The sequence below is a fragment of the Xenorhabdus innexi genome (assembly GCF_002632485.1).
Lineage (GTDB): Bacteria > Pseudomonadota > Gammaproteobacteria > Enterobacterales > Enterobacteriaceae > Xenorhabdus > Xenorhabdus innexi.
Map to the genome: position 1 here is coordinate 1 of NZ_NIBU01000059.1, position 21,338 is coordinate 21,338.

10 protein-coding genes are annotated in these 21,338 nt (G+C 45.6%); 4 read left to right on the forward strand and 6 right to left on the reverse strand.

Annotated features, from left to right (window positions below; translation table 11 throughout):
• A partial coding sequence (locus tag Xinn_RS22475) for a hypothetical protein (RefSeq protein WP_211286022.1) occupies window positions 1-198 on the forward strand: 198 nt, incomplete at its 5' end.
• Window positions 182-13,936 (forward strand): amino acid adenylation domain-containing protein, encoded by a 13,755-nt coding sequence (locus tag Xinn_RS16670; RefSeq protein ID WP_244590229.1) that lies wholly within the window; start codon window positions 182-184, stop codon window positions 13,934-13,936. The genes Xinn_RS22475 and Xinn_RS16670, both read left to right, overlap by 17 nt.
• Window positions 13,937-14,033: 97 nt before the next feature.
• Here the strand turns inward: Xinn_RS16670 and ruvB are convergent, their stop codons facing one another.
• The 6 genes from ruvB to aspS all read right to left on the reverse strand — a co-directional run bounded on the left by ruvB (window position 14,034) and on the right by aspS (window position 19,620).
• Window positions 14,034-15,059 carry a Holliday junction branch migration DNA helicase RuvB gene (gene ruvB / locus Xinn_RS16675; protein ID WP_086953023.1) on the reverse strand — a complete coding sequence of 342 codons (1,026 nt, stop codon included), beginning with the start codon at window positions 15,057-15,059 and terminating at the stop codon, window positions 14,034-14,036.
• A gap of 16 nt (window positions 15,060-15,075) precedes the next feature.
• A complete protein-coding gene (ruvA, locus tag Xinn_RS16680) occupies window positions 15,076-15,693 on the reverse strand; it encodes a Holliday junction branch migration protein RuvA (RefSeq protein WP_086953022.1) in 618 nt (205 codons plus the stop codon).
• Window positions 15,694-15,783: 90 nt separating this feature from the next.
• Window positions 15,784-16,308 carry a crossover junction endodeoxyribonuclease RuvC gene (gene ruvC, locus Xinn_RS16685; protein WP_086953021.1) on the reverse strand — a complete coding sequence of 175 codons (525 nt, stop codon included), beginning with the start codon at window positions 16,306-16,308 and terminating at the stop codon, window positions 15,784-15,786.
• 94 nt (window positions 16,309-16,402) lie between these two features.
• Window positions 16,403-17,146, reverse strand: a complete 744-nt coding sequence (locus Xinn_RS16690) for a YebC/PmpR family DNA-binding transcriptional regulator (protein ID WP_086953020.1) — start codon at window positions 17,144-17,146, stop codon at window positions 16,403-16,405.
• Between the two features lie 270 nt (window positions 17,147-17,416).
• Entirely contained in the window at window positions 17,417-17,851 is a 435-nt protein-coding gene (gene nudB / locus Xinn_RS16700; protein ID WP_086953019.1) for a dihydroneopterin triphosphate diphosphatase, read from the reverse strand.
• Window positions 17,851-19,620 carry an aspartate--tRNA ligase gene (gene aspS, locus Xinn_RS16705; RefSeq protein ID WP_086953018.1) on the reverse strand — a complete coding sequence of 590 codons (1,770 nt, stop codon included), beginning with the start codon at window positions 19,618-19,620 and terminating at the stop codon, window positions 17,851-17,853. Before aspS ends, nudB begins: the two co-directional genes overlap by 1 nt.
• 264 nt (window positions 19,621-19,884) lie before the next feature.
• Here aspS and Xinn_RS16710 point away from each other — a divergent pair, with 264 nt between their 5' ends.
• Complete coding sequence (locus Xinn_RS16710; RefSeq protein ID WP_086953017.1) at window positions 19,885-20,283, forward strand: MAPEG family protein; 399 nt, start codon at window positions 19,885-19,887, stop codon at window positions 20,281-20,283.
• Between the two features lie 328 nt (window positions 20,284-20,611).
• Window positions 20,612-21,244 (forward strand): inverse autotransporter beta domain-containing protein, encoded by a 633-nt coding sequence (locus tag Xinn_RS16715; RefSeq protein WP_099137700.1) that lies wholly within the window; start codon window positions 20,612-20,614, stop codon window positions 21,242-21,244.
• The last annotated feature ends 94 nt before the right edge of the window (window positions 21,245-21,338 follow it).

Here is a 21,338-nt window from a genome sequence, read left to right on the forward strand (position 1 = left end):
CGTGGTTTTGATTTATTGTTTGGCGACGATTATCAGATCATAAATGAAGCCTTTTTTCTATCTAAAAATAAACGGTTATTGCTTAAGATCCTGTCTATGAACGTCACTAATCTTCGCCTTTCCAAATCGAAATATAAAAATAAGACTGATTCTAATTTGTTAATATCAAGAGGAAATGAGTATGACACACGTCGATAAAGGCCTCTCGGAAATTACTTTCTCCATTGAGGACGATAATTCTAATCTCGTTAATTCCTATCCACTTAGCTCACCTCAGCAGGTTATCTGGCTCGATCAGATAATCAAACCTGATGCAGTCAATTACAATATCGGTTTTTTTATCTGTATCGAAGGCAAATTAGATGAAGCGTTGTTCACAAGGGCTTTTAAAGACTCAGTTTATCGGCATGATGCTCTTCGTTTACGATTCACGAATACCCATGCATCTCCCCGGCAAATAGTGATAAATACCCTCCCTGCGCCGATGGTTGTACAGGATTTTTCCTTATATCCCGATGCCGAGGAGCGAGCCAGACAGCATATTGAAGCAAGATTCAAGCGTCCATTCCGGCTGGATAGTCACCTGTGGTGTACAGAATTACTGCGGGTCAGCCAGATACGACGGTACTGTCAGTTTTGCTGTCACCATATGATCATGGATGCAATGGGCATAGTTTTATTTTTTGAAGATGTGGTTGATACTTATAGCCGCCTGATAAAAGGTGAACCTCTGAGTGAATCCGCTCCCTCTTATCTGGATTTTCTTACAGATGACCGTAATTACCTGTCTTCCCCGCGCTATTTACAGGATTTACAATTCTGGTTAAAACGCTATGAAAACCTGCCACCACCATTAATTCCCCTTGCCAATACCGATAAGACAACTTGTCAGAGACAAGAAAAATCTGTGCATTGGACAATAGAACAGACAGTTTTTCAGCGTATTAATGAATCCATGACCCAGTCAGGGTTATCCATACTGCATTTTATGTATGCTGTTCTGGCCTGCTATTTTGCGCGTACCACAAATACCGATGAAATTGTTATTGGTATTCCCGTATACAATCGCAAAAATGCCCGACAAAAACGTACAGTAGGTATGTTCTCCTCCATTATTCCTGTCTGTATTACCGTTTCACCAACTGATACATTTCTTGAGGTAGCACAGAAGGCTGCGGCTGAGTTAAGCCTTTGCTATAAGCATCAGCGCCTGCCTATTGCAGATATCAACCGACATACACGCATTCAGCAAAAAACCGGCCGGACTCAACTCTTTGATATTGTACTGTCATTTGAGCCGGTAAAACCCAATCTGCATATAGAAGGTGAAAATACCCGCATCAGCGCGTTAGAAGCTACACATGCGGGCACATACCCGTTATTTGTCATCATTACTCAAACCAATGTTGAGGATGGTCATCAGCCAGTCACGGTAAAATTCAATTTTTCTGCTGATTACCTGAGTACCGATGAGGTTATCGCGCTCAAATCACGTCTGGCCGTTTTACTTGATACTGCTATCAGCGTTCTGGATATCTCAGTGAAAGATTTACCTATTCTGCCGGAAGCCGAGCGCCAGCAGATATTGGTGGACTTTAATGCGCATCATGCTGATTTTCCAGAAGATGCTCTGATACATACTCTTTTCGAGGCTAAAGCACAGGAAATACCCAATGCCACCGCAGTACGCTTTGAAGAACAGACACTGAGTTACAGTGAACTGAATCGTTGTGCCAATCGGCTGGCTCATCATCTGATCAATCTGGGCATACGACCAGATAACCGTGTCGGAATTTGTGTCGAACACAATCTAGAGATGGTCATCGGGTTATTGGCAGTTCTGAAAGCCGGTGGCGCCTATATTCCGCTTGACCCGACCTATCCCAACGAGCGTTTAGCATACATGTTGGAAGACGCTGCACCAAAGGTACTTCTGACCCAAACCGCGATTGCCAAACAACTGTCCAGTTCCTTGCCTACTGTGATATTGGATAGAACCTCACCTTTCAATCCGGCATCATTCTTTGAGTCCATGTCATCTGAAAATCCTGATCCACAGGCATTCGGGTTGACACCACATCATCTGGCTTATGTAATCTATACTTCAGGCTCTACCGGTCTACCCAAAGGTGTGGCGATCGAACACAGTAATACAGTCAACTTCCTGCATTGGGCACAACAGACTTTCCAGCCTGAAGAACTTGCTCATACACTTTTTACAACCTCACTGAATTTTGACTTAGCTGTATATGAATGTTTTGCCCCACTGATTACTGGCGGAACTGTCCATCTGGCCCCTGATGCACTCTCGTTGGTTAAAACAACGTTGGTTAATACAAGTTCTTTGGTCAAGACAAATCCGGTGACAGCCAGACAGACTACCAGCAAAGAAGCGATCAGTCTCATTAATACAGTGCCCTCTGTCATCACCCGCCTGCTCAACAATAATGCGATCCCTAGTTCCACCCGAACAATTAATCTGGCAGGTGAAGCACTAAAATCCCATGTTGTTGAACAGTTATTTGCCCGTTCCACCGTACAGAGTGTATGTAATTTATACGGCCCTTCAGAGACAACAACCTACTCAACATGGACGCGAATGAACAGGACAACAGGCTTTGTCTCTCATATCGGACATCCAATCGCTAATACCAAAGTTTATATCCTTGATGAGTATGCCCGGCCCGTTCCGCTTGGTGTTACCGGTGAAATTTATATTGCCGGTGCCGGAGTTGCCCGTGGTTATCTGAATCACCCCGATTTGACGGCAGAACGTTTCCTGCCTGATCCGTTCTCCGCTAACCCGGAAGCGCGTATGTATAAAACCGGCGATCTGGGGCGCTGGCTCCCTGACGGCAATATCCAATATCTTGGTCGCAATGATTTTCAGGTCAAGATACGGGGTTTCCGGATTGAACTCGGAGAAATTGAGGCCAGACTGATAAAGTGTGATGGGGTTCGTGAAGCCATTGTCATTGCCCGTGAAGATATCGCTGATGAAAATAATACTGACGCAAGCAGTAAGAATGAAAAACGTCTGGTTGCTTATCTGATTGCAGAACCCGATGCGAAATTAGCTCCGGTAAAACTGAGGCGACAGCTTGCACAACAACTGGCTGAATATATGCTGCCCAGTGCCTTTATCATCCTTGATTCTTTCCCGCTGACCCCCAATGGCAAGCTTGATCATCAGGCGCTACCTGCACCAGATAAAACAGCCGTCGTCACCCACGATTATGCAGCTCCTATAGGAAAAACAGAAACAATACTGGCCGAAAACTGGGAAATATTACTGGGAATTGAGCGTATTGGTCGCCACGACCATTTTTTCGAATTAGGTGGGCATTCTCTGCTCATTGTCCAATTGGTGGAACGACTCTATGAATTGGGTTGGGCTCTTAACATCCGTAGTGCATTCTCTACGCCTGTACTGTCTGAAATGGCCACAATAGTGCACCCCGTTCAGGAAAAAGTTTCCGATCTCTCTATAGCAGCCAATCGTATTCCTGAAAATTGTTCTGCTATTACGCCAGATATGCTGCCTCTTATCTCTCTGTCGCAAAATGAAATTGATATCATTGCGATGAATTCCGGCGGCATGATCAATATTCAAGATATTTATCCGCTGGCGCCGTTACAGGAGGGTATTCTCTATCATCACTTATTGCAGAAACAGGGAGATATCTATCTGTTACGCAATATGCTTGCTTTCGATAGCCGTAAACGATTGGATGCCTTCCTGAATGCATTACAGCAGGTCATTGATCACCACGATATTCTGCGTACTGCCATCTGTTGGCAGGAGCTATCTCAACCCGTTCAGGTTGTCTGGCGCAGTGCAGTGCTTCCGGTTGAAACCTTTACACCAGACAACGGGCAGGATGTTCAGTCACAGTTACTGGCGCACACTGATCCTCAGCAGCGAGGTAATAATATCAGTCATGCTCCACTTATCTCTGCCAGTATTGCTTATGATGCACACCATAATGAATGGTTGTTGAGCCTGTGTTGCCACCATTTGATCTGCGATCATATGACGTTGTCGTTGGTGATGGCTGAGATCAACACACTGCTGCAAAATGAGACCGGACATTTACCTCCGAGTTTACCTTACCGGAATTTTGTTGCTCAATCCCTGCATATACCTGCTTCAGTTCATGAAACTTACTTTCGTGCGATGCTCGCCGATATAGACACACCAACGGTGCCTTTTGGCATATTAAATCTTCACCAAGATAATCAACAAATAACCAATGCTGAACAATTCCTCGACCCTGCACTTGCTGGTGCTATCCGTACCCAAGCCAGTAATTTGCAGGTCAGCCCGAGTGTGCTGTTCCATGTAGCGTGGGCTATGGTGCTGGCGCACTCCTGTGGGTTGAATGATACTGTTTTCGGAACAGTTCTACTTGGACGTATGCAAGGCGATTCGCTTAGCCGCACGTTGGGTTTATTTATCAATACCCTGCCCATACGTATCTCCCTTGCTGAATCTGACGTCCTGAACACCATTGAAAACACGAATAATCGTTTATGCTCTTTACTTGAACACGAGCAGGCACCTCTGGCACTGGCACAGCGGTGCAGCGGAGTTCTCCCCTCCCAACCACTTTTCAGTACGCTGCTCAATTACCGCCACAGTCAGCCTCACACTGAATGGGAAGGTATACGTCTGCTTGCTGAGCAGGAAAATACTCACTACCCCATTACCCTGTCGATTGATGATCTTGGTGAAGATTTCCGTTTAGCTGCTCTGACTGTGTCAGATATCGATCCCGCACGTCTGATTGCTTATATGGTCACGGCTCTTACGGGTCTGATTGACGCTGTGAAAACTGAACCTCACAGATTAATCGAAAGTATTCCGATACTGCCCGTTGCCGAGCGACAACTGTTATTGAGCGATTTCAACACGACACAAACTGACTATCCACAAAATACGCTGATACATCAGCTCTTTGAAACACTGGCGCAACAAAATCCTGATGCTATCGCTGTCGTCTTTGAGGAGCAATCTCTGAGTTATGGTGAGTTGAACCGCCGCGCGAATTATCTGGCTCATCATTTGATTACGTTAGGCATACACGCTGATGATCGTATTGCACTTTGTGCCGAACGAAGTCCGGAAATGCTGGTGGGTTTGCTGGGCATACTAAAATCCGGTGGTGCTTATATGCCACTCGATCCAGCCTATCCAGCGGAACGATTAGCTTATATGCTTGATGATTCCGCTCCTGTCGCCCTGCTCACTCAAGCTGAACTTGTGGATAAACTGACAGTCGCAGCACCCGCACTTTCTATCCCTACTATTCTGCTCGATAGTCAGACACAATATCCCATTGATGACTCGGAACGAAACATTTGGGTGAACCCCGATGCACAGGCGCTGGGCATAACTCCACACCATCTGGCCTACGTACTCTATACCTCCGGCTCAACCGGTCGCCCCAAAGGGGTCATGATAGAACACCGCAGCTTATGCAATTTAATCACCACTCTGCAAACCAATGCCATTACGCATGCCCTTTTGTCACCCACAGTATTAGCAACTCTGGAAACAAGTCCTGATACACTGCAAGTATTGCTCGTCGGAGGGGAAGCATGTTCACCGGCCTTAGCCAAACGTTGGGCTAAAGGGCGACAAATGTTCAATGCCTATGGGCCAACGGAATGCACGGTTTATGCAACCCTCTATCCCTGTGACAGCCAGAATGAAAATACCCTCCCTATTGGCCGCCCAATCGCCAATACCCGCATTTATATCCTCGACGCCAACGGGCAACCTGTTCCGCTTAACGTCAGCGGAGAAATATACATAGCTGGGGCTGGCATCGCTCGGGGCTATCTGAACCAGCCACAATTTACAGCAGAACGTTTCCTGCCAGATCCATTCTCCTCCGAACCAGAAGCCCGTATGTATAAAACCGGCGATCTGGGGTGCTGGCTTCCTGATGGAAACATCAAATATCTCGGTCGCAATGATTTTCAGATCAAACTGCGGGGATTCCGCATCGAACCCGGAGAGATTGAAACGCAATTGTTACAATGTCACGGTGTCCGTGAAGCGGTGGTATTAGCTCGCGAAGATATTTCCGGTACTGATAACAGTTCTGAGAATAATGCCAATCAGGGTACCCAGAAACGGCTGGTTGCTTATCTGTTACCGCAGGCGGGTATTGTTCTGAAACCAGCAGAACTGCATCGGCAACTTGCAAAACATCTTGCTGAGTATATGCTGCCCTCCGCTTTTGTCATCCTTGATGCTTTCCCATTAACAGCCAATGGAAAACTTAACCTTCAGGCACTTCCTTCACCAGATCAGACTGCGTTAGTCACACACGGTTATGAAGCGCCTGAATCTGAAATGGAAATAAGATTAGCCCAAGTCTGGCAAACTTTACTGGGACTGGAACGCGTTAGTCGCTATGACCACTTTTTCGAATTAGGCGGTCATTCACTGATGGTTGTCAGGTTAATTGAACAGTTACATATGTTGGGATGGGATCTCGATATCCGTAACGTATTCTCTGCCCCCGTATTAGCCGAAATGGCCAGAGAGATGCGGATAATCCGTGATAATACAGATACTTTCAATATTCCTCCCAATATTATCCCTGACGACTGTAATATTATCACCCCCGATATGTTACCTCTCGTTTCTCTGTCCCAGCATGAAATTGATACGATCATCGCTACCATTCCTGCTGGGGCGACGAATATTCAGGATATTTACCCGCTGGCACCATTACAGGAAGGTATTCTGTTTCATTATCGATTACAGACAGAAAGCGATACTTATCTGTTACGTAGTCTGCTTTCATTTGATACCCGCTCACGCCTTAATGCCTTTTTAGCTGCCTTACAACAAGTCATTGATCATCATCCTATTCTACGTACAGCGATCTGTTTTCAGGATTTAAATCAGCCTGTTCAGGTTGTCTGGCGTCATGCCCCCCTTCGCGTCAATACTTTTGCTCCAGACAACGAAACGGATATTTCATCACAATTGTTGTCGCATCAGCGCCGTCTTGATGTAAGTCAGGCTCCTCTGTTTTCCGCTGACATCGCTTATGAGCAACAAAAAGGGGAATGGTTGCTGGCTCTGTGTTTTCATCACCTAATCTGCGACCACATAACACTGGAACGAATCATGGAAGAAATTGGCGAACTTTTACAAAGCGAATCATTACAAGAAAACCACCCCGTCAGCCTGCCATATCGCCAGTTTATCGCTCAGTCGTTAAGCGTACCTATTTCAGTTCATGAAACCTATTTTCAGGAGATGCTTGCCGATGTAGATGAACCAACCGCGCCTTTCGGAATACTGGACGTTCATAGTGAAAGTCAGCAAATGGCTGAAAACACACTACCACTTGAAGACGTTCTGGCGAAGTCCATCAGGATTCAGGCACGGCAGCAGGGAGTCAGCCCGAGTGTCCTGTTTCATGTTGCATGGGCTATGGTATTGGCGCAAATCAGCGGGCGTGATGATGTTGTCTTCGGAACTGTATTAATGGGACGTATGCAAAAAAATGTCGGAATTGAGCGCACACTAGGTTTGTTTATCAATACATTGCCTATAAGACTCCGGTTTACGGATATGACCAATCACGATACGGCGAAGAGTGTACAGGAAATCGTCCAGACAGCTTACCATACTCTGGCAACCCTGCTGGAACACGAACAGACACCACTTACACTGGCACAAGGTTGCAGTGGCGTTTCGTCTTCCCTGCCACTTTTCAGTGCGCTGCTTAATTATCGTCATAGCCAATGGGATGCAAGCAGCATTGAGTGGGACGGTATACATTTGCTTGCAACACAGGAAAGGAACAATTACCCGATCACGCTTCGTGTGGATGATTTCAGCGATGGGTTCCGGCTGATTGTTCAAACCGTATCAAGTATCGATCCAACACGCTTAACCAATTACATGGTTACGGCTCTCACCGGTTTGATTGAAACGCTGGAAACTGCGCCTGATACGCCGATTGTAGATATCTCCATTCTGCCCGCTTCTGAACGTCAACAACTGTTGGTAAATTTCAACGATACCCAGACAGACTTTCCACAGAATGTGTTGATACACCAATTGTTTGAAGAGCAAGTGCAACGAACACCGGATGCGATTGCGGTTATCTTTGCTGAACAATCCCTGAGCTATCACGAGCTGAATCAGCAAGCCAATCGTCTGGCTCATCATCTGATTACATTGGGTGTGCGCCCTGATGATAGAGTTGCGATCTTCACCGAATGCACTCTGGAGATGGCTGTCAGTTTATTTGCCATTCTGAAAGCAGGAGGGGCTTACCTCCCACTCGACCCGACGTATCCCGATGAGCGGCTGATATGCATACTTGAAGATGCCAGCCCCAAAGTTATGCTGACCCAAGTAGCACTGGCTGATCGACTGACTCATTCCCTGCCAACGGTTGTGCTCGACAGTCAGACGGATTTCCTTGAGGCTGAACCGACGACTAACCCTGATCCACAGGTTTTAGGTCTGACATCACAACATCTGGCTTATATCATCTACACCTCCGGCTCCACCGGACTCCCTAAAGGGGTAGCTATAGAACACCGCAATACAGTCAATCTCCTTCTCTGGACAATCAGTGCTTTCAAACCGGAAGAGCTGGCTCATACACTTCTGTCTACCTCAGTGAATTTCGATATGTCTGTGTATGAGTACTTTGCCCCACTGATATCAGGCGGAACCGTTCATCTTGTTGCCAATGTGCTTTCATTGCTCACGGCAACATACCCGATCAGCCTGATTGACACTGTACCTTCTGCCATCACACACTTGATTGATAACAACGCGATCCCGCCAACTGTCAGAACCGTCAATTTAGGTGGTGAAGAACTGAAATCACATGTGGTCGAACGCCTGTTCGCCTGCCCCTCAATACAGAATGTATGTAATTTCTACGCCCCCTCAGAGACAACAACCTATTCAACATGGTCACGCATGAACCGGAAGAGCGGGTTTGCCGCCCATATTGGACGTCCGATAGCCAATACCCAAATCTATATCCTCAATGCCCACGGGCAACCAGTACCTCTGGGCGTTGCGGGAGAAATATATATCGCCGGTGCTGGTATTACTCGGGGTTATCTGAACCGCCCTGAATTAACAGCGGAGCGTTTTTTACCCGATCCTTTCTCCGCTGCCCCAGATTCACGCATGTATAAAACCGGCGATCTGGGCCGTTGGCTCCCTGATGGCAATATCGAATGTCTGGGACGCACTGATTTTCAGGTCAAACTGCGTGGTTTTCGGGTTGAACTGGGAGAAATCGAGAGCAGGCTTATGCAATGCCCCGGCGTACATGAAGCGGTGGTACTGGCTCGTGAAGATATTCCTGATAAACTGCTTTCTGGTGAAAATCCAACAGATAAAAAACGTCTGGTGGCCTACCTGATCGCCGAACCAAATGCACAGTTAATCCCGACAGAATTGCGCCGGCAATTAGCCCAATATCTTGCTGATTATATGTTACCCAGTGCTTTTGTCATTCTCGATGCCTTCCCGCAAACAGCCACTGGCAAACTTAATCGTCAGGCTCTGCCGATACCGGCTCAATCTGCAATCGTAACCCGTCACTACGAACCACCACTGAATGACAGGGAAAAATCTCTGGCACAGATCTGGCAGAATTTGCTGGGGTTAGAATGCGTCAGCCGTCACGACCACTTTTTCGAACTGGGAGGCCACTCACTGATAATCGTCAGCATGATTGAGCAATTACGGGAACTCGGCTGGGAGCTTGATATTCGTACTGTCTTTACCACGCCTGTACTGTCAGAAATAGCAGAAGCCATGCTGACAACTCAGGATAATGAGTCCTCTTTTGTTGAACCACCTAACGGCATTCCTGATGGCTGTACCGCTCTCACACCAGAGATGTTATCCCTTATTTCTTTGTCGCAAAATGAGATTGATATTATTACCGACATGACACCGGGAGGGGCGGCTAATATTCAGGATATTTATCCGCTTGCTCCGCTACAGGAAGGCATTCTGTTCCATTCTCTGCTGCAAACACAAAGTGATGTTTATTTATTGCACAACATGTTGGCCTTCGATACCCGCGAGCGACTTGATATTTTCCTGTCTGCATTGCAGCAGGTCATTAATCGTCATGATATTCTGCGTACTGCTGTTTATTGGCAAGGGTTGTCCCAACCTGTTCAGGTTGTCTGGCGTCAGGCTTCCCTTGCTATTAAAACTTTTGTCCCAGCCAATGATAATGATATCCCGGCTCAATTATGGGCTTATACCGATCCCCATCAATACCGCCTTGACTTAAATCAGGCTCCACTTTTCTCACTAGACATTACCCATGACTCACGTCGTAACGAATGGTTACTGGCCTTATGCTGTCACCATCTGGTCAGTGACCATCTGACGTTTGCGCTGATCATCTCGGAAATAAATGAACTGTTGCACAATCGTGCAGATAATCTGCCAGCGGTCATACCTTACCGCCAGTTTATCGCTCAATCACTGAGCGTACCGATGTCATCCCACGAAGCCTATTTCCGTGAAATGCTTGCCGATGTTGATACCCCTACTGCCCCTTTCGGTATTCTGGATATTCATAATGATGGCAAGCAGATAGCCGAGGCTTCTCAACTTCTTGATATCTCACTGGCAAAGGCAGTCCGCATACAGGCCAGCCATCAGGGAGTCAGTCCGAGTATTTTGTTCCATGTCGCATGGGCTTTGGTATTAGCGAAAATCAGTGGCCATGATGATGTGGTTTTCGGCACCACACTGACAGGGCGGATGCTGAACAGCGCCGGCATCGGACAGGTATTAGGGTTGTTTATTAATACCCTTCCCGTACGCATCCGTCTGGCTGATAACAGCGTACAAAAAATCGTACAAACCACCAGCCATAATTTGGCAAAGCTGTTAGAACATGAACAGGCATCTCTGGCAATGGCACAACGCTGTAGTGGAGTAACTCCGCCTGTACCACTTTTTGTTACGCTGTTTAACTATCGTCATAATCAACCAGATAGCCCTCACACAAACTGGAAAGGTATACGCCTGCTGGCAGAGCAGGAAAGAACCAGCTACCCGATTGCATTAGCCGTAGATGATATGGAAGAAGGATTCCGGCTGGTGGCTCAAACTATGGAAGATATTGAATCAGCAGCTATCACATCAGATCGTCTGCTCGTTTATATGACTTCAGCCCTTACGGGTCTGATTGAGGCATTGGAAACTGAACCACAAAAATCAATTGTGAGTATCCCCATTATCCATGCCAAAGAACGGCAGCAGATACTGGCAGACTTTAATAACACACAGGCCGACTTTCCACAGGATGTCTTCATTCATACTTTGTTCGAGGCACAAGTACAGCGCACTCCCAATGCTATTGCTGTCACTTTTGAAGGTATATCTCTGAGCTATGAAGAGTTAAATCTCCGCGCTAATCAGCTGGCTCATAACCTACTCGAATTGGAAGTACGCCCTGAAGATCGAGTTGCCCTCTTCGTTGAACGCAGTATAGAGATGATTGTCGGGTTATTGGGTACTCTGAAAGCTGGCGGGGTTTACGTACCGCTCGATCCAACTTATCCTGCCAATCGGCTGGCCTATATGTTGGATGATGCCAGCCCTGTCGTCCTGCTCACCCAGAGTAGTCTTGTGAATACACTGGATTATCCGATCACGACCATCGTTCTGGACAGTGAGATCCAGAGAACCGTACCGGACAATAATCCTGACAGCCATGCCCTCGGTTTGACTGCGCATAACCTTGCTTATGTGATTTATACTTCAGGCTCAACGGGCCAACCTAAAGGTGTCATGGTCGAACATCGCAGTTTATGTAATGTCATCTTTGCTCATCAGGATTTGCTGGCTCTCAACTCAAATAGCCGACTTCTGCAATTCTCTTCAAATAGTTTTGATGCCTGTATTCTGGAGTGCTGTCTAACATTGCTGACAGGTGCCCGCCTCTATCTGTCTAAATATGATTGCATACGACCCGGAGAGGTGCTGTCCCGTTACTTAGCTGCCAACACGATTACCCATGCTTTGTTACCACCGGCTGTTCTGGCAGTCATGGAGGAGATACCCGATACGCTGCACACTTTGGTTGTGGGAGGTGATGTGTGTTCATCCGCTCTGGCCAAACGTTGCGCTCCGGGGCGGCAGATGTTCAACACCTATGGACCAACAGAAGCTACAATTGGTGCTACTTTTTATCCCTGTCTCCCATCCCGCCATCAGGAAAATAACGCGGCTCCTATTGGCCGCCCTATTGCCAATACCCGGATCTATATCCTTGACTCTTACCGACAGCCCGTCCTGATAGGTGTTACCGGTGAAATTTATATCGCAGGTATTGGCGTTGCTCGTGGATACCTCAACCAACCCGAATTAACTGCAGAATGTTTTCTTGCTGACCCATTCTCTTCAGAGCCAAATGCACGTATGTACAAAATCGGTGACCTTGCCCGCTGGTTGCCTGATGGCAATATTGAATATCTGGGCCGCAATGATTTTCAGATTAAACTGCGCGGGTTGAGAATTGAACCCGGCGAAATAGAGGCTCAACTGGTGCGATGTCACGGAGTACGTGAAGCGGTTGTTGTGATCCGTGAAAACAAGGCATGTGAAAAACAATTAGTGGCCTATTTAATTGCCGAACCCGAAACAAAACTGGTACCGGCAGAACTCCACCAGCAGCTTGCACGCTACCTTGCCAGACACATGCTACCCAGTGTTTTTGTAACACTAAATGCCTTCCCATTAACGCCTAATGGAAAACTTGATCGGCAGGCATTACCGGAACCTGACCAAACAGCAACGGTAACACATGATTATCAAGCACCGACAGGAGATACCGAAACTGCACTGGCGCTGATTTGGCAATCCTTATTAGGATTAGAAAAAGTTGGCAGACATGACAATTTCTTTGAGCTGGGTGGTCATTCATTGTCAGCAATAAAATTATTGGCTCGTATGCGTGAACAAGGTATGGCGTTATCACTGTCTGATTTGTTTATTCATCAGACACTGTGTGAACAAGCGCTGGCAGTCAGTAAATTGGTCTCTCATCCTCTTTCAGTTTTCGATATCAACCCTGTGCCACTAAAACCAACCGGCAACATGACACCACTATTCCTTGTTCATGATATTTCTGGCGATCCACTGGTCTATTCTTCTCTGGCGTCCCTGCTTCCTTCCGCTCTGCCAATTTATGCTTTACAGGCTCTCGGTATTCAGACACTGACCAATTCACCATCATCAATTGAAGAACTGGCTAACCGCCACATTCAGGCGATTCGCCTAATTCAGCCTCATGGGCCTTATCAGATTGCAGGGTGGTCAATGGGGGGAGTCATTGCTTATGAAATGGCTCATCAATTGACTAATCAGGGTGAGGAAGTGGCATTCATCGGAATGATCGATGCGATGACCCCCGCAGCACAAAAAATGGTCCCTTGTGAACCAAAGATCAGGCAACAACAGAGTATTAGTATGATGGTTGATTTTCTACAATCTTCCATGATGTTGACTGATGATCAGGCTCTGGAAGAACTTCGCCATTTTACTGATGTTGAACAAATTTTTGACTTTTGCGCTGAACATCAATGGCTACCAGATGATATTGCACGGGAAGATTTACTTTTACGTCTGAATACAGCTGAGACCCTACTCCGGCTTGTCGAAACTTATACTCCACCAGCATCCTCATTATCGGTCAGTCTTTATGTAGCAGACATCTCTGCCAATGAAGATAACTGGCGGGGCTGGCAAGGTATTGTTGGTGATAATTCAACACTCCACCATATTGGTGGTACTCACCTGACAATCATGCAGCCACCTTTGCTTAACCAGATAGTCGATTCTATTACCAACCACCTGTTATCAATATCCAATAAGGCGGTAAGACTAACTCAACCATAATGGAATTTTGAACCAGAGACTAAGCTACACGATAACCTGAACAGCCCCCGTTTCAAACGGCGGGCTGTTCAGGTTATCAGAGATGTTTAAGAAATTTTTATTTGCTTTCTTTATCTAAACCACTTTCTTTATCTAAACCAAAGTGCCGATAAGCATGGTTGGTTGCAATCCTGCCTCTCGGTGTTCGCTGAATAAACCCTTGTTGGATCAGGAAAGGCTCCAGAACATCTTCTATGGTTTCCCGCTCTTCACCAATAGCTGCCGCAATGTTATCCAAACCAACCGGGCCACCCATAAATTTATCAATAATGGCAACCAATAATTTTCGATCAAGATAATCAAACCCCGCTGAATCAACATTCAGCATATCGAGGGCTTTAGCAGCAATATCATTGTCAACTGAGCCATCGCCTTTTACCTGAGCAAAGTCACGCACCCGACGCAATAAACGGTTTGTGATACGCGGAGTTCCCCGGGAACGCATGGCGATTTGTCTTGCACCATCGTCTGAAATCTCTAACCCCATATAACGGGCACTGCGGGAAACGATACTCTGCAAATCATCAACGTTATAAAATTCAAGGCGCTGTACAATACCAAACCGATCACGCAAAGGAGAAGTTAAAGAGCCTGCGCGGGTTGTAGCACCAACTAAAGTAAACGGAGGTAGATCAATCTTGATTGAACGGGCGGCTGGTCCTTCGCCAATCATGATATCCAACTGATAATCTTCCATCGCCGGATAAAGAATTTCTTCTACAACCGGAGATAAACGGTGTATTTCGTCAATGAACAGGACGTCATGGGGTTCAAGGTTTGTCAGCATAGCAGCCAGATCGCCTGCTTTTTCCAGTACCGGCCCTGAAGTTGTACGCAGGTTCACGCCCATTTCGTTGGCAACAATATTTGCCAGTGTCGTTTTACCCAACCCGGGAGGGCCAAAAATCAACAAATGATCCAGCGCGTCTCCCCTCTGCCGTGCAGCCTGAATAAAAATCTCCATTTGCTCACAAACATGGGGCTGGCCAACATACTCAGATAGGAATTTCGGCCTGATCGCGCGATCAATGGCCTCATCATCTTGCAGAACTTCTGCTGAAACCAGACGATCAGCTTCAATCATCACTTAACTCCTGCAATTACAGAGCAGCACGAAGTGCTTCTCGGATAAGCGTTTCACAATCTGCGCCCGGTTTAGCCACTTTACTGACCATCCGGCTTGCTTCCTGCGGTTTATACCCCAGTGAAACCAGAGCTGCCACAGCTTCGGCCTCAATATCCGCACTGGAATTAACCGCTTGAGTTGCTGCCGGTAAAGTAATATCGCTATTTTGATTGAAGAGATCACCATTAAGCCCTTTAAAGCGATCTTTCATTTCTACGACCAGCCTCTCCGCCGTTTTTTTACCAACGCCCGGTAACTTAACCAGAGAAGAAATAGCTTCCTGTTCAATGGCAGTAACAAATTGCTGAGCAGACATACCAGAAAGGATCGCCAGTGCCAGTTTTGGCCCGACACCATTGACTTTAATCAGTTCACGGAAAAGGGCACGCTCTTGTTTATCATTGAAGCCATATAGTAGTTGAGCATCTTCCCGCACAATGAACTGAGTGAACAAAATGGCTTCCTGACCGATTTCAGGTAGTTCATAGAAGCAGGTCATTGGCATATGAACTTCATAACCTACACCATTCGTTTCTAACAAAACCAATGGTGGCTGTTTTTCCAATACGGTCCCTCTCAAACGCCCTATCACTACTTACCCCCTGAAATAAAAATAAATGATTCGCTAAAGCTTATAGCATAAAAAAAGCTGGATGCATATCCAGCCCAGACAATTGAAAGACTATCTCAGCCGCCCTCGCGCTAAATTTAACCTCGAATTATTGCCCATACGAAGTAAATTCTGGCTCATATGACAATGGGTAATCGCAATCGCTAAAGCATCTGCTGCATCTGCCTGTGGGTGGGCTGATAGTTTCAGCATTGAGGATACCATATGCTGAACCTGACTTTTATCTGCGGCACCAGTACCAACAACCGTCTGTTTCACCTGACGGGCGGCATATTCAAATACAGGAAGGGATTCATTAACCGCAGCAACTATAGCGACACCGCGCGCCTGCCCCAGTTTTAAGGCAGAGTCTGCATTTTTCGCCATAAACACTTGTTCTATTGCGAAAACATCAGGTTGAAATTGTGTGATGATTTCAGTAACACCTGCATATATCCGCTGTAAACGACCGGGAAGATCATCAACTTTTGTGCGGATACAACCGCTGCCAAGATAAATAAGCTGTCGTCCCTGCTGGCGGATCACACCATACCCTGTCACTCTGGAACCAGGGTCTATACCAAGAATAACCGCCATTCTGTTTATTCACCTGTTAATGAGGAATAAAAACGTTAGAGAAAGTGCCCTGACATGAAACGCACTTTCTCTACGCTGTGAACCCTAATGTTAATTACAACAGAGCTGCAACTTCATCAGAGATTTCACCATTGTGATAAACTTCCTGAACGTCGTCAGAGTCTTCAAGCATATCAATCAGACGAAGTAATTTAGGTGCAGTTTCTGCATCCAGTTCTGCTTTCGTCGACGGGATCATGGAAACTTCGGCGGAGTCAGATTTAAAACCGGCTGTATCCAACGCATCTTTAACTTCACCAAAACTCTCTGGTGTAGTATAGACATCAATTGCGCCATCATCATAAGTTTCAACATCATCAGCGCCTGCTTCCAAAGCCGCTTCCATAACCGCATCTTCATCCAGACCCGGCGCATAAGAAATAACGCCTTTTTTGGTGAACAGATAAGCAACCGAACCATCAGTCCCCAGATTGCCACCTGTTTTGGTAAAGGCGTGACGAACATCGGAAACTGTACGGTTACGGTTATCACTCAGGCACTCAACCATAACGGCTGTGCCACCCGGACCATAACCTTCATAAATAATGGTTTCCATGTTATCTGACTCATCATTACCTACACCACGGGCAATAGCACGGTTTAAGGTATCACGAGTCATGTTGTTGGACAGTGCCTTGTCAATCGCTGCACGAAGACGTGGGTTAGAATCCGGTTCACCTCCGCCCAGACGTGCCGCAGTTACCAACTCGCGGATAATTTTGGTAAAAATTTTACCGCGTTTTGCATCCTGTGCCGCTTTACGATGCTTCGTATTGGCCCATTTACTATGACCTGCCATGAAAATATCTCCAATAAAACGTCTATCCCCTTCGTCTTTCAAGCCATCTCTTACTTGAAATCCATTGGGTATATTCTCTCTATATTCCAATATTGCAGTCTTCCGACTATACACTTCGTCTTTCAAACTGCCTCTTTGTTGGCTACGCTCGCTCACCCCGGTCACATAGTTATTTATGCTTCCGGGGATTTACTCCCTTGCCGCCGCGATGCCGCTTGAAATCCATTGGGTATAAGTGACGGCAAATTGAAATGTATTGAGTTTAATAGACTAAATAACAAATTCTTCAATTGCCTGCCGATTACTCCATGACTTAGTCAGGCTGGCAGCTTTTTCCACTGTCAGCCATTGGTAAGCCAAGTGCTCCGTCAGCAGGATCTCGCGCTCCACAGGTAACGGCAGCAAAAACCAGTGTTCTTTATTCCGCGTTACTCCGGGAGCATATCGATAACGTAAATGTGAGAAAATCTCATAATAGAGGCTGCGCTGACAATCTATCAATTCAAAATCCGCACTGGCAATATCAATGCCAATCTCTTCCTGTACTTCACGTAACGCAGCCTCATACGGCTTTTCGTTCCCTTCAAGGCTTCCTGTAACAGACTGCCAGAAATCGGGATCGTCCCGCCGTTGTAACATCAGCACCCTTTTGCTGTCGGCAGCATAAATAACAACCAATACAGATTCAGGGCGCTTGTAATTCATTATTCGCTCTCTTTTTTATTAACTGAAATAGCTAACTCTTCCAGTGCTGCCGAATTGGCATAACCCGGTGCTTCAGTCATCAGACATGCTGCCGCCGTTGTTTTCGGGAATGCAATCACATCACGGATATTATCGGTATCCGTCAACAACATAACTAAGCGATCGAGGCCAAAAGCCAGCCCTGCATGAGGAGGTGTGCCATATTTCAGGGCATTCAGCAGGAAGCCAAATTTTTCCTGCTGCTCTTCTTCGTTGATGCCCAGAATGCGGAATACCACCTGTTGCATATCATTACGATGGATACGAACGGAGCCACCACCCACTTCATAACCATTGATAACCATGTCATAAGCATTTGCGATAGCCGATTCCGGGTTGTTCTCCAGCTCTTCGGCAGACATATCGCGCGGAGAAGTAAACGGATGGTGCATTGCAGTCAGGCCACCTTCACCATTGTCTTCAAACATCGGGAAGTCAACAACCCAAAGCGGCTGCCAGCTTGTCAAATCCGTCAGATTCAGGTCTCGACCCAGTTTCAGACGCAGTGCGCCCATCGCATCAGTAACAATATTTTTCTGATCTGCACCGAAGAACAGAATATCTCCGTCTTTCGCATTAGTGCGGGATAACAGGCCTTCAACCACTTCTGCTGACAGGAATTTAGCAACAGGGCTCTGTACACCTTCCAGACCAGCGGCACGGTTGTTGACTTTCATCCATGCCAGACCTTTCGCCCCGTAAATACCGACAAACTTGCCGTACTCATCAATCTGTTTACGGCTCAGTTCCGCACCACCCGGTACACAAATAGTTGCTACACGCCCTTTCGGATTATTTGCAGGTTCTGCGAAAACAGCAAATTCCACATCTTTGACCAGATCAGCAACATCCACCAATTCCAGTGGGTTACGCAGATCCGGCTTATCTGAACCAAAGCGACGCATGGCTTCAGCGAACGTCATAATCGGGAAAGTGCCCAAATCAACGCCACGAACTTCCAGCCACAGTTCACGGACCATTTTTTCCATGATTTCGCGGACTTGTTCAGCCGTCATAAATGAAGTTTCGACGTCAATCTGAGTAAATTCTGGCTGGCGATCTGCACGTAAGTCTTCATCACGGAAGCATTTTACAATCTGATAATAACGGTCAAAGCCGGACATCATCAGTAATTGTTTGAATAGCTGCGGAGACTGCGGCAGTGCATAAAATTTACCTTTATGCACACGGCTTGGTACCAGATAATCCCTCGCACCTTCTGGGGTTGCTTTAGTCAGCATTGGGGTTTCCACATCAAGGAAACCGGCATCATCCATAAAGCGGCGAACAAAACTGGTGATTTTTGCGCGGGTTTTGAAACGTTGCGACATTTCTGTACGACGCAGATCAAGATAGCGATATTTCAGGCGCTGTTCTTCACTGTTATTCTGATTGCTATCCAGCGGTAATGGTTCTGAACGGTTGAAAATCTCAAGACTTTCAGCAAAAACTTCAATTTCGCCTGTCGCCATATCTTTATTAATCTGGCTATCAGGACGGGCACGCACAGTTCCCGTAATTTGAATACAAAACTCATTACGCAGTTCAGAAGCCTGAGCAAATGCGTCTTTTCTATCCGGATCGAAGAATACCTGAACGATACCTTCGCGATCGCGCATATCAATAAAAATAAGACCACCCAAATCACGACGGCGGTTTACCCAACCTGATAAAGTCACTTTTTGGCCTTCATGGGCCCGGCTCAACTGCCCACAATAATTAGTACGCATACAATATCCTTTTACTCAGCTCGTTATGCATTCTGCTGCGGAAATTTTGGCATTGTTCTTTTAGGAAGAATTGTCAAAAAAGGAAGCCATTATACTGGAATTTCTATCTGGAGATAAGGCTATAACACGCTTCCTGGCAAGACAATTTTCACGATCAGATAAACCAGATACAATTTATCATTAAATATGATGATTTATGGCGACAGTTTTACTTTTGAGGTTTATCATCGGTGAGCCGTTTTTGGTTAGGCAATGGAGTTAGAAATGGTTAGCTCACTTTATATTGTATTGGGCGCACTATTGTTAATTAAGCTGTCTCTTGATGTGATTAAATTAAGAACACAGTATCAGGTTGCATATGGTGATGGCGGTTTTTACGAATTACAAACAGCCATCCGCGTTCATGGTAACGCTGTTGAATACATTCCTATTTCCTTACTTTTGTTACTGGTAATGGAAATGAATGGGGCAACAGTATGGATGCTGCATATTTGCGGAATATTATTACTTGCTGGCAGGTTGTTACATTTCTATGGTCTGCGTCAAAGTGAACTCCGATGGCGGCGAATGGGGATGGGGGCAACATTTGTGTCAATGATCCTGATGGTTGTTGCCAACATATACTATTTGCCCTGGGATTCAATATTTTCCCCCTACTCGTAATCCACTTGCTACCCGGATTAACCGATCAAAGAAGCCAATTATTGATTTCAATTGGCATCTTTATTGCTGCTGCACAGCCTTGCCTATCGCAATAGTATTATTCAATGACATTGAGCGTAAAAACGACTGGCAACTGAGCCATATATTAAATAGTTAGATTTAACTTTAAAATTCAACAAATAAAAGTAATTACCCCCTGATAAAAACCTCTCATTCCTTAATAATAAAGCTCCCTCACTTAAGTTAAATGTGCAAAAAATTTTATTTCAACTAAATATTTAATGTCAATGCGCTGGTGAAACTTTGCATTTTATTGAGGAACGTATCTATGAAGTTTATTTTTTTTAATAAATTCAGGCGATTTTTGATATTAATTTTTTCTTTTTTATTACCATTTGTCTCTATGACCACATTTTCAGTGAGTGAAAATCATCAGGATCTGGCAGTAAGAACTCTTTTTCCGAGTGAAAATGACGAAAATATATCTGATGATATGGAAAAAGATAAAGCTGGCGTGATTGCACAAAATATTCAGAGGGTGAGTGGTTTATTATCATCTTCGTCATCCCAATTGGCAGAGCAGGCTAAATCTTATGCGTTGGGAAGATTAAACGGCACAATAAATAGCGAGGTACAAGAATGGTTATCACAGTTTGGTACAGCCAAAATTAATTTATCTGTCGATAGAAAAGGAAAACTGGATAACAGTTCATTAGATTTGCTATTTCCTTTTTATGATAATAAAGCAGACTGGCTGATATTTTCTCAATTAGGTTATCGCAATAAAGATAGCCGGAATACTGTTAACGTTGGCTTGGGAAGTCGTTATTTCACTTCTGATTGGATGTATGGTTTTAATACTTTTTTTGATCAGGACATAACAGGAAAAAATAATCGTCTGGGATTAGGAGGAGAAGCATGGACTGATTATATTAAATTCTCTACTAATGCCTCATCATAGATAGGCTCTTAAGAATTAAGCCGTTCAAAACACGCATCCAATGTTTTGTTTTTACATGATTTTCTTTGTGGTGTTTTGAACGCGTTCTGGCATA

Coding starts and splice junctions, on each gene's coding strand:
- Xinn_RS16670 (WP_244590229.1), top strand. CDS start 182: ATGACACACGTCGATAAAGGCCTCTCGGAAATTACTTTCTCCATTGAG.
- ruvB (WP_086953023.1), bottom strand. CDS start 15,059: ATGATTGAAGCTGATCGTCTGGTTTCAGCAGAAGTTCTGCAAGATGAT.
- ruvC (WP_086953021.1), bottom strand. CDS start 16,308: ATGGCGGTTATTCTTGGTATAGACCCTGGTTCCAGAGTGACAGGGTAT.
- Xinn_RS16690 (WP_086953020.1), bottom strand. CDS start 17,146: ATGGCAGGTCATAGTAAATGGGCCAATACGAAGCATCGTAAAGCGGCA.
- nudB (WP_086953019.1), bottom strand. CDS start 17,851: ATGAATTACAAGCGCCCTGAATCTGTATTGGTTGTTATTTATGCTGCC.
- aspS (WP_086953018.1), bottom strand. CDS start 19,620: ATGCGTACTAATTATTGTGGGCAGTTGAGCCGGGCCCATGAAGGCCAA.
- Xinn_RS16710 (WP_086953017.1), top strand. CDS start 19,885: ATGGTTAGCTCACTTTATATTGTATTGGGCGCACTATTGTTAATTAAG.
- Xinn_RS16715 (WP_099137700.1), top strand. CDS start 20,612: ATGAAGTTTATTTTTTTTAATAAATTCAGGCGATTTTTGATATTAATT.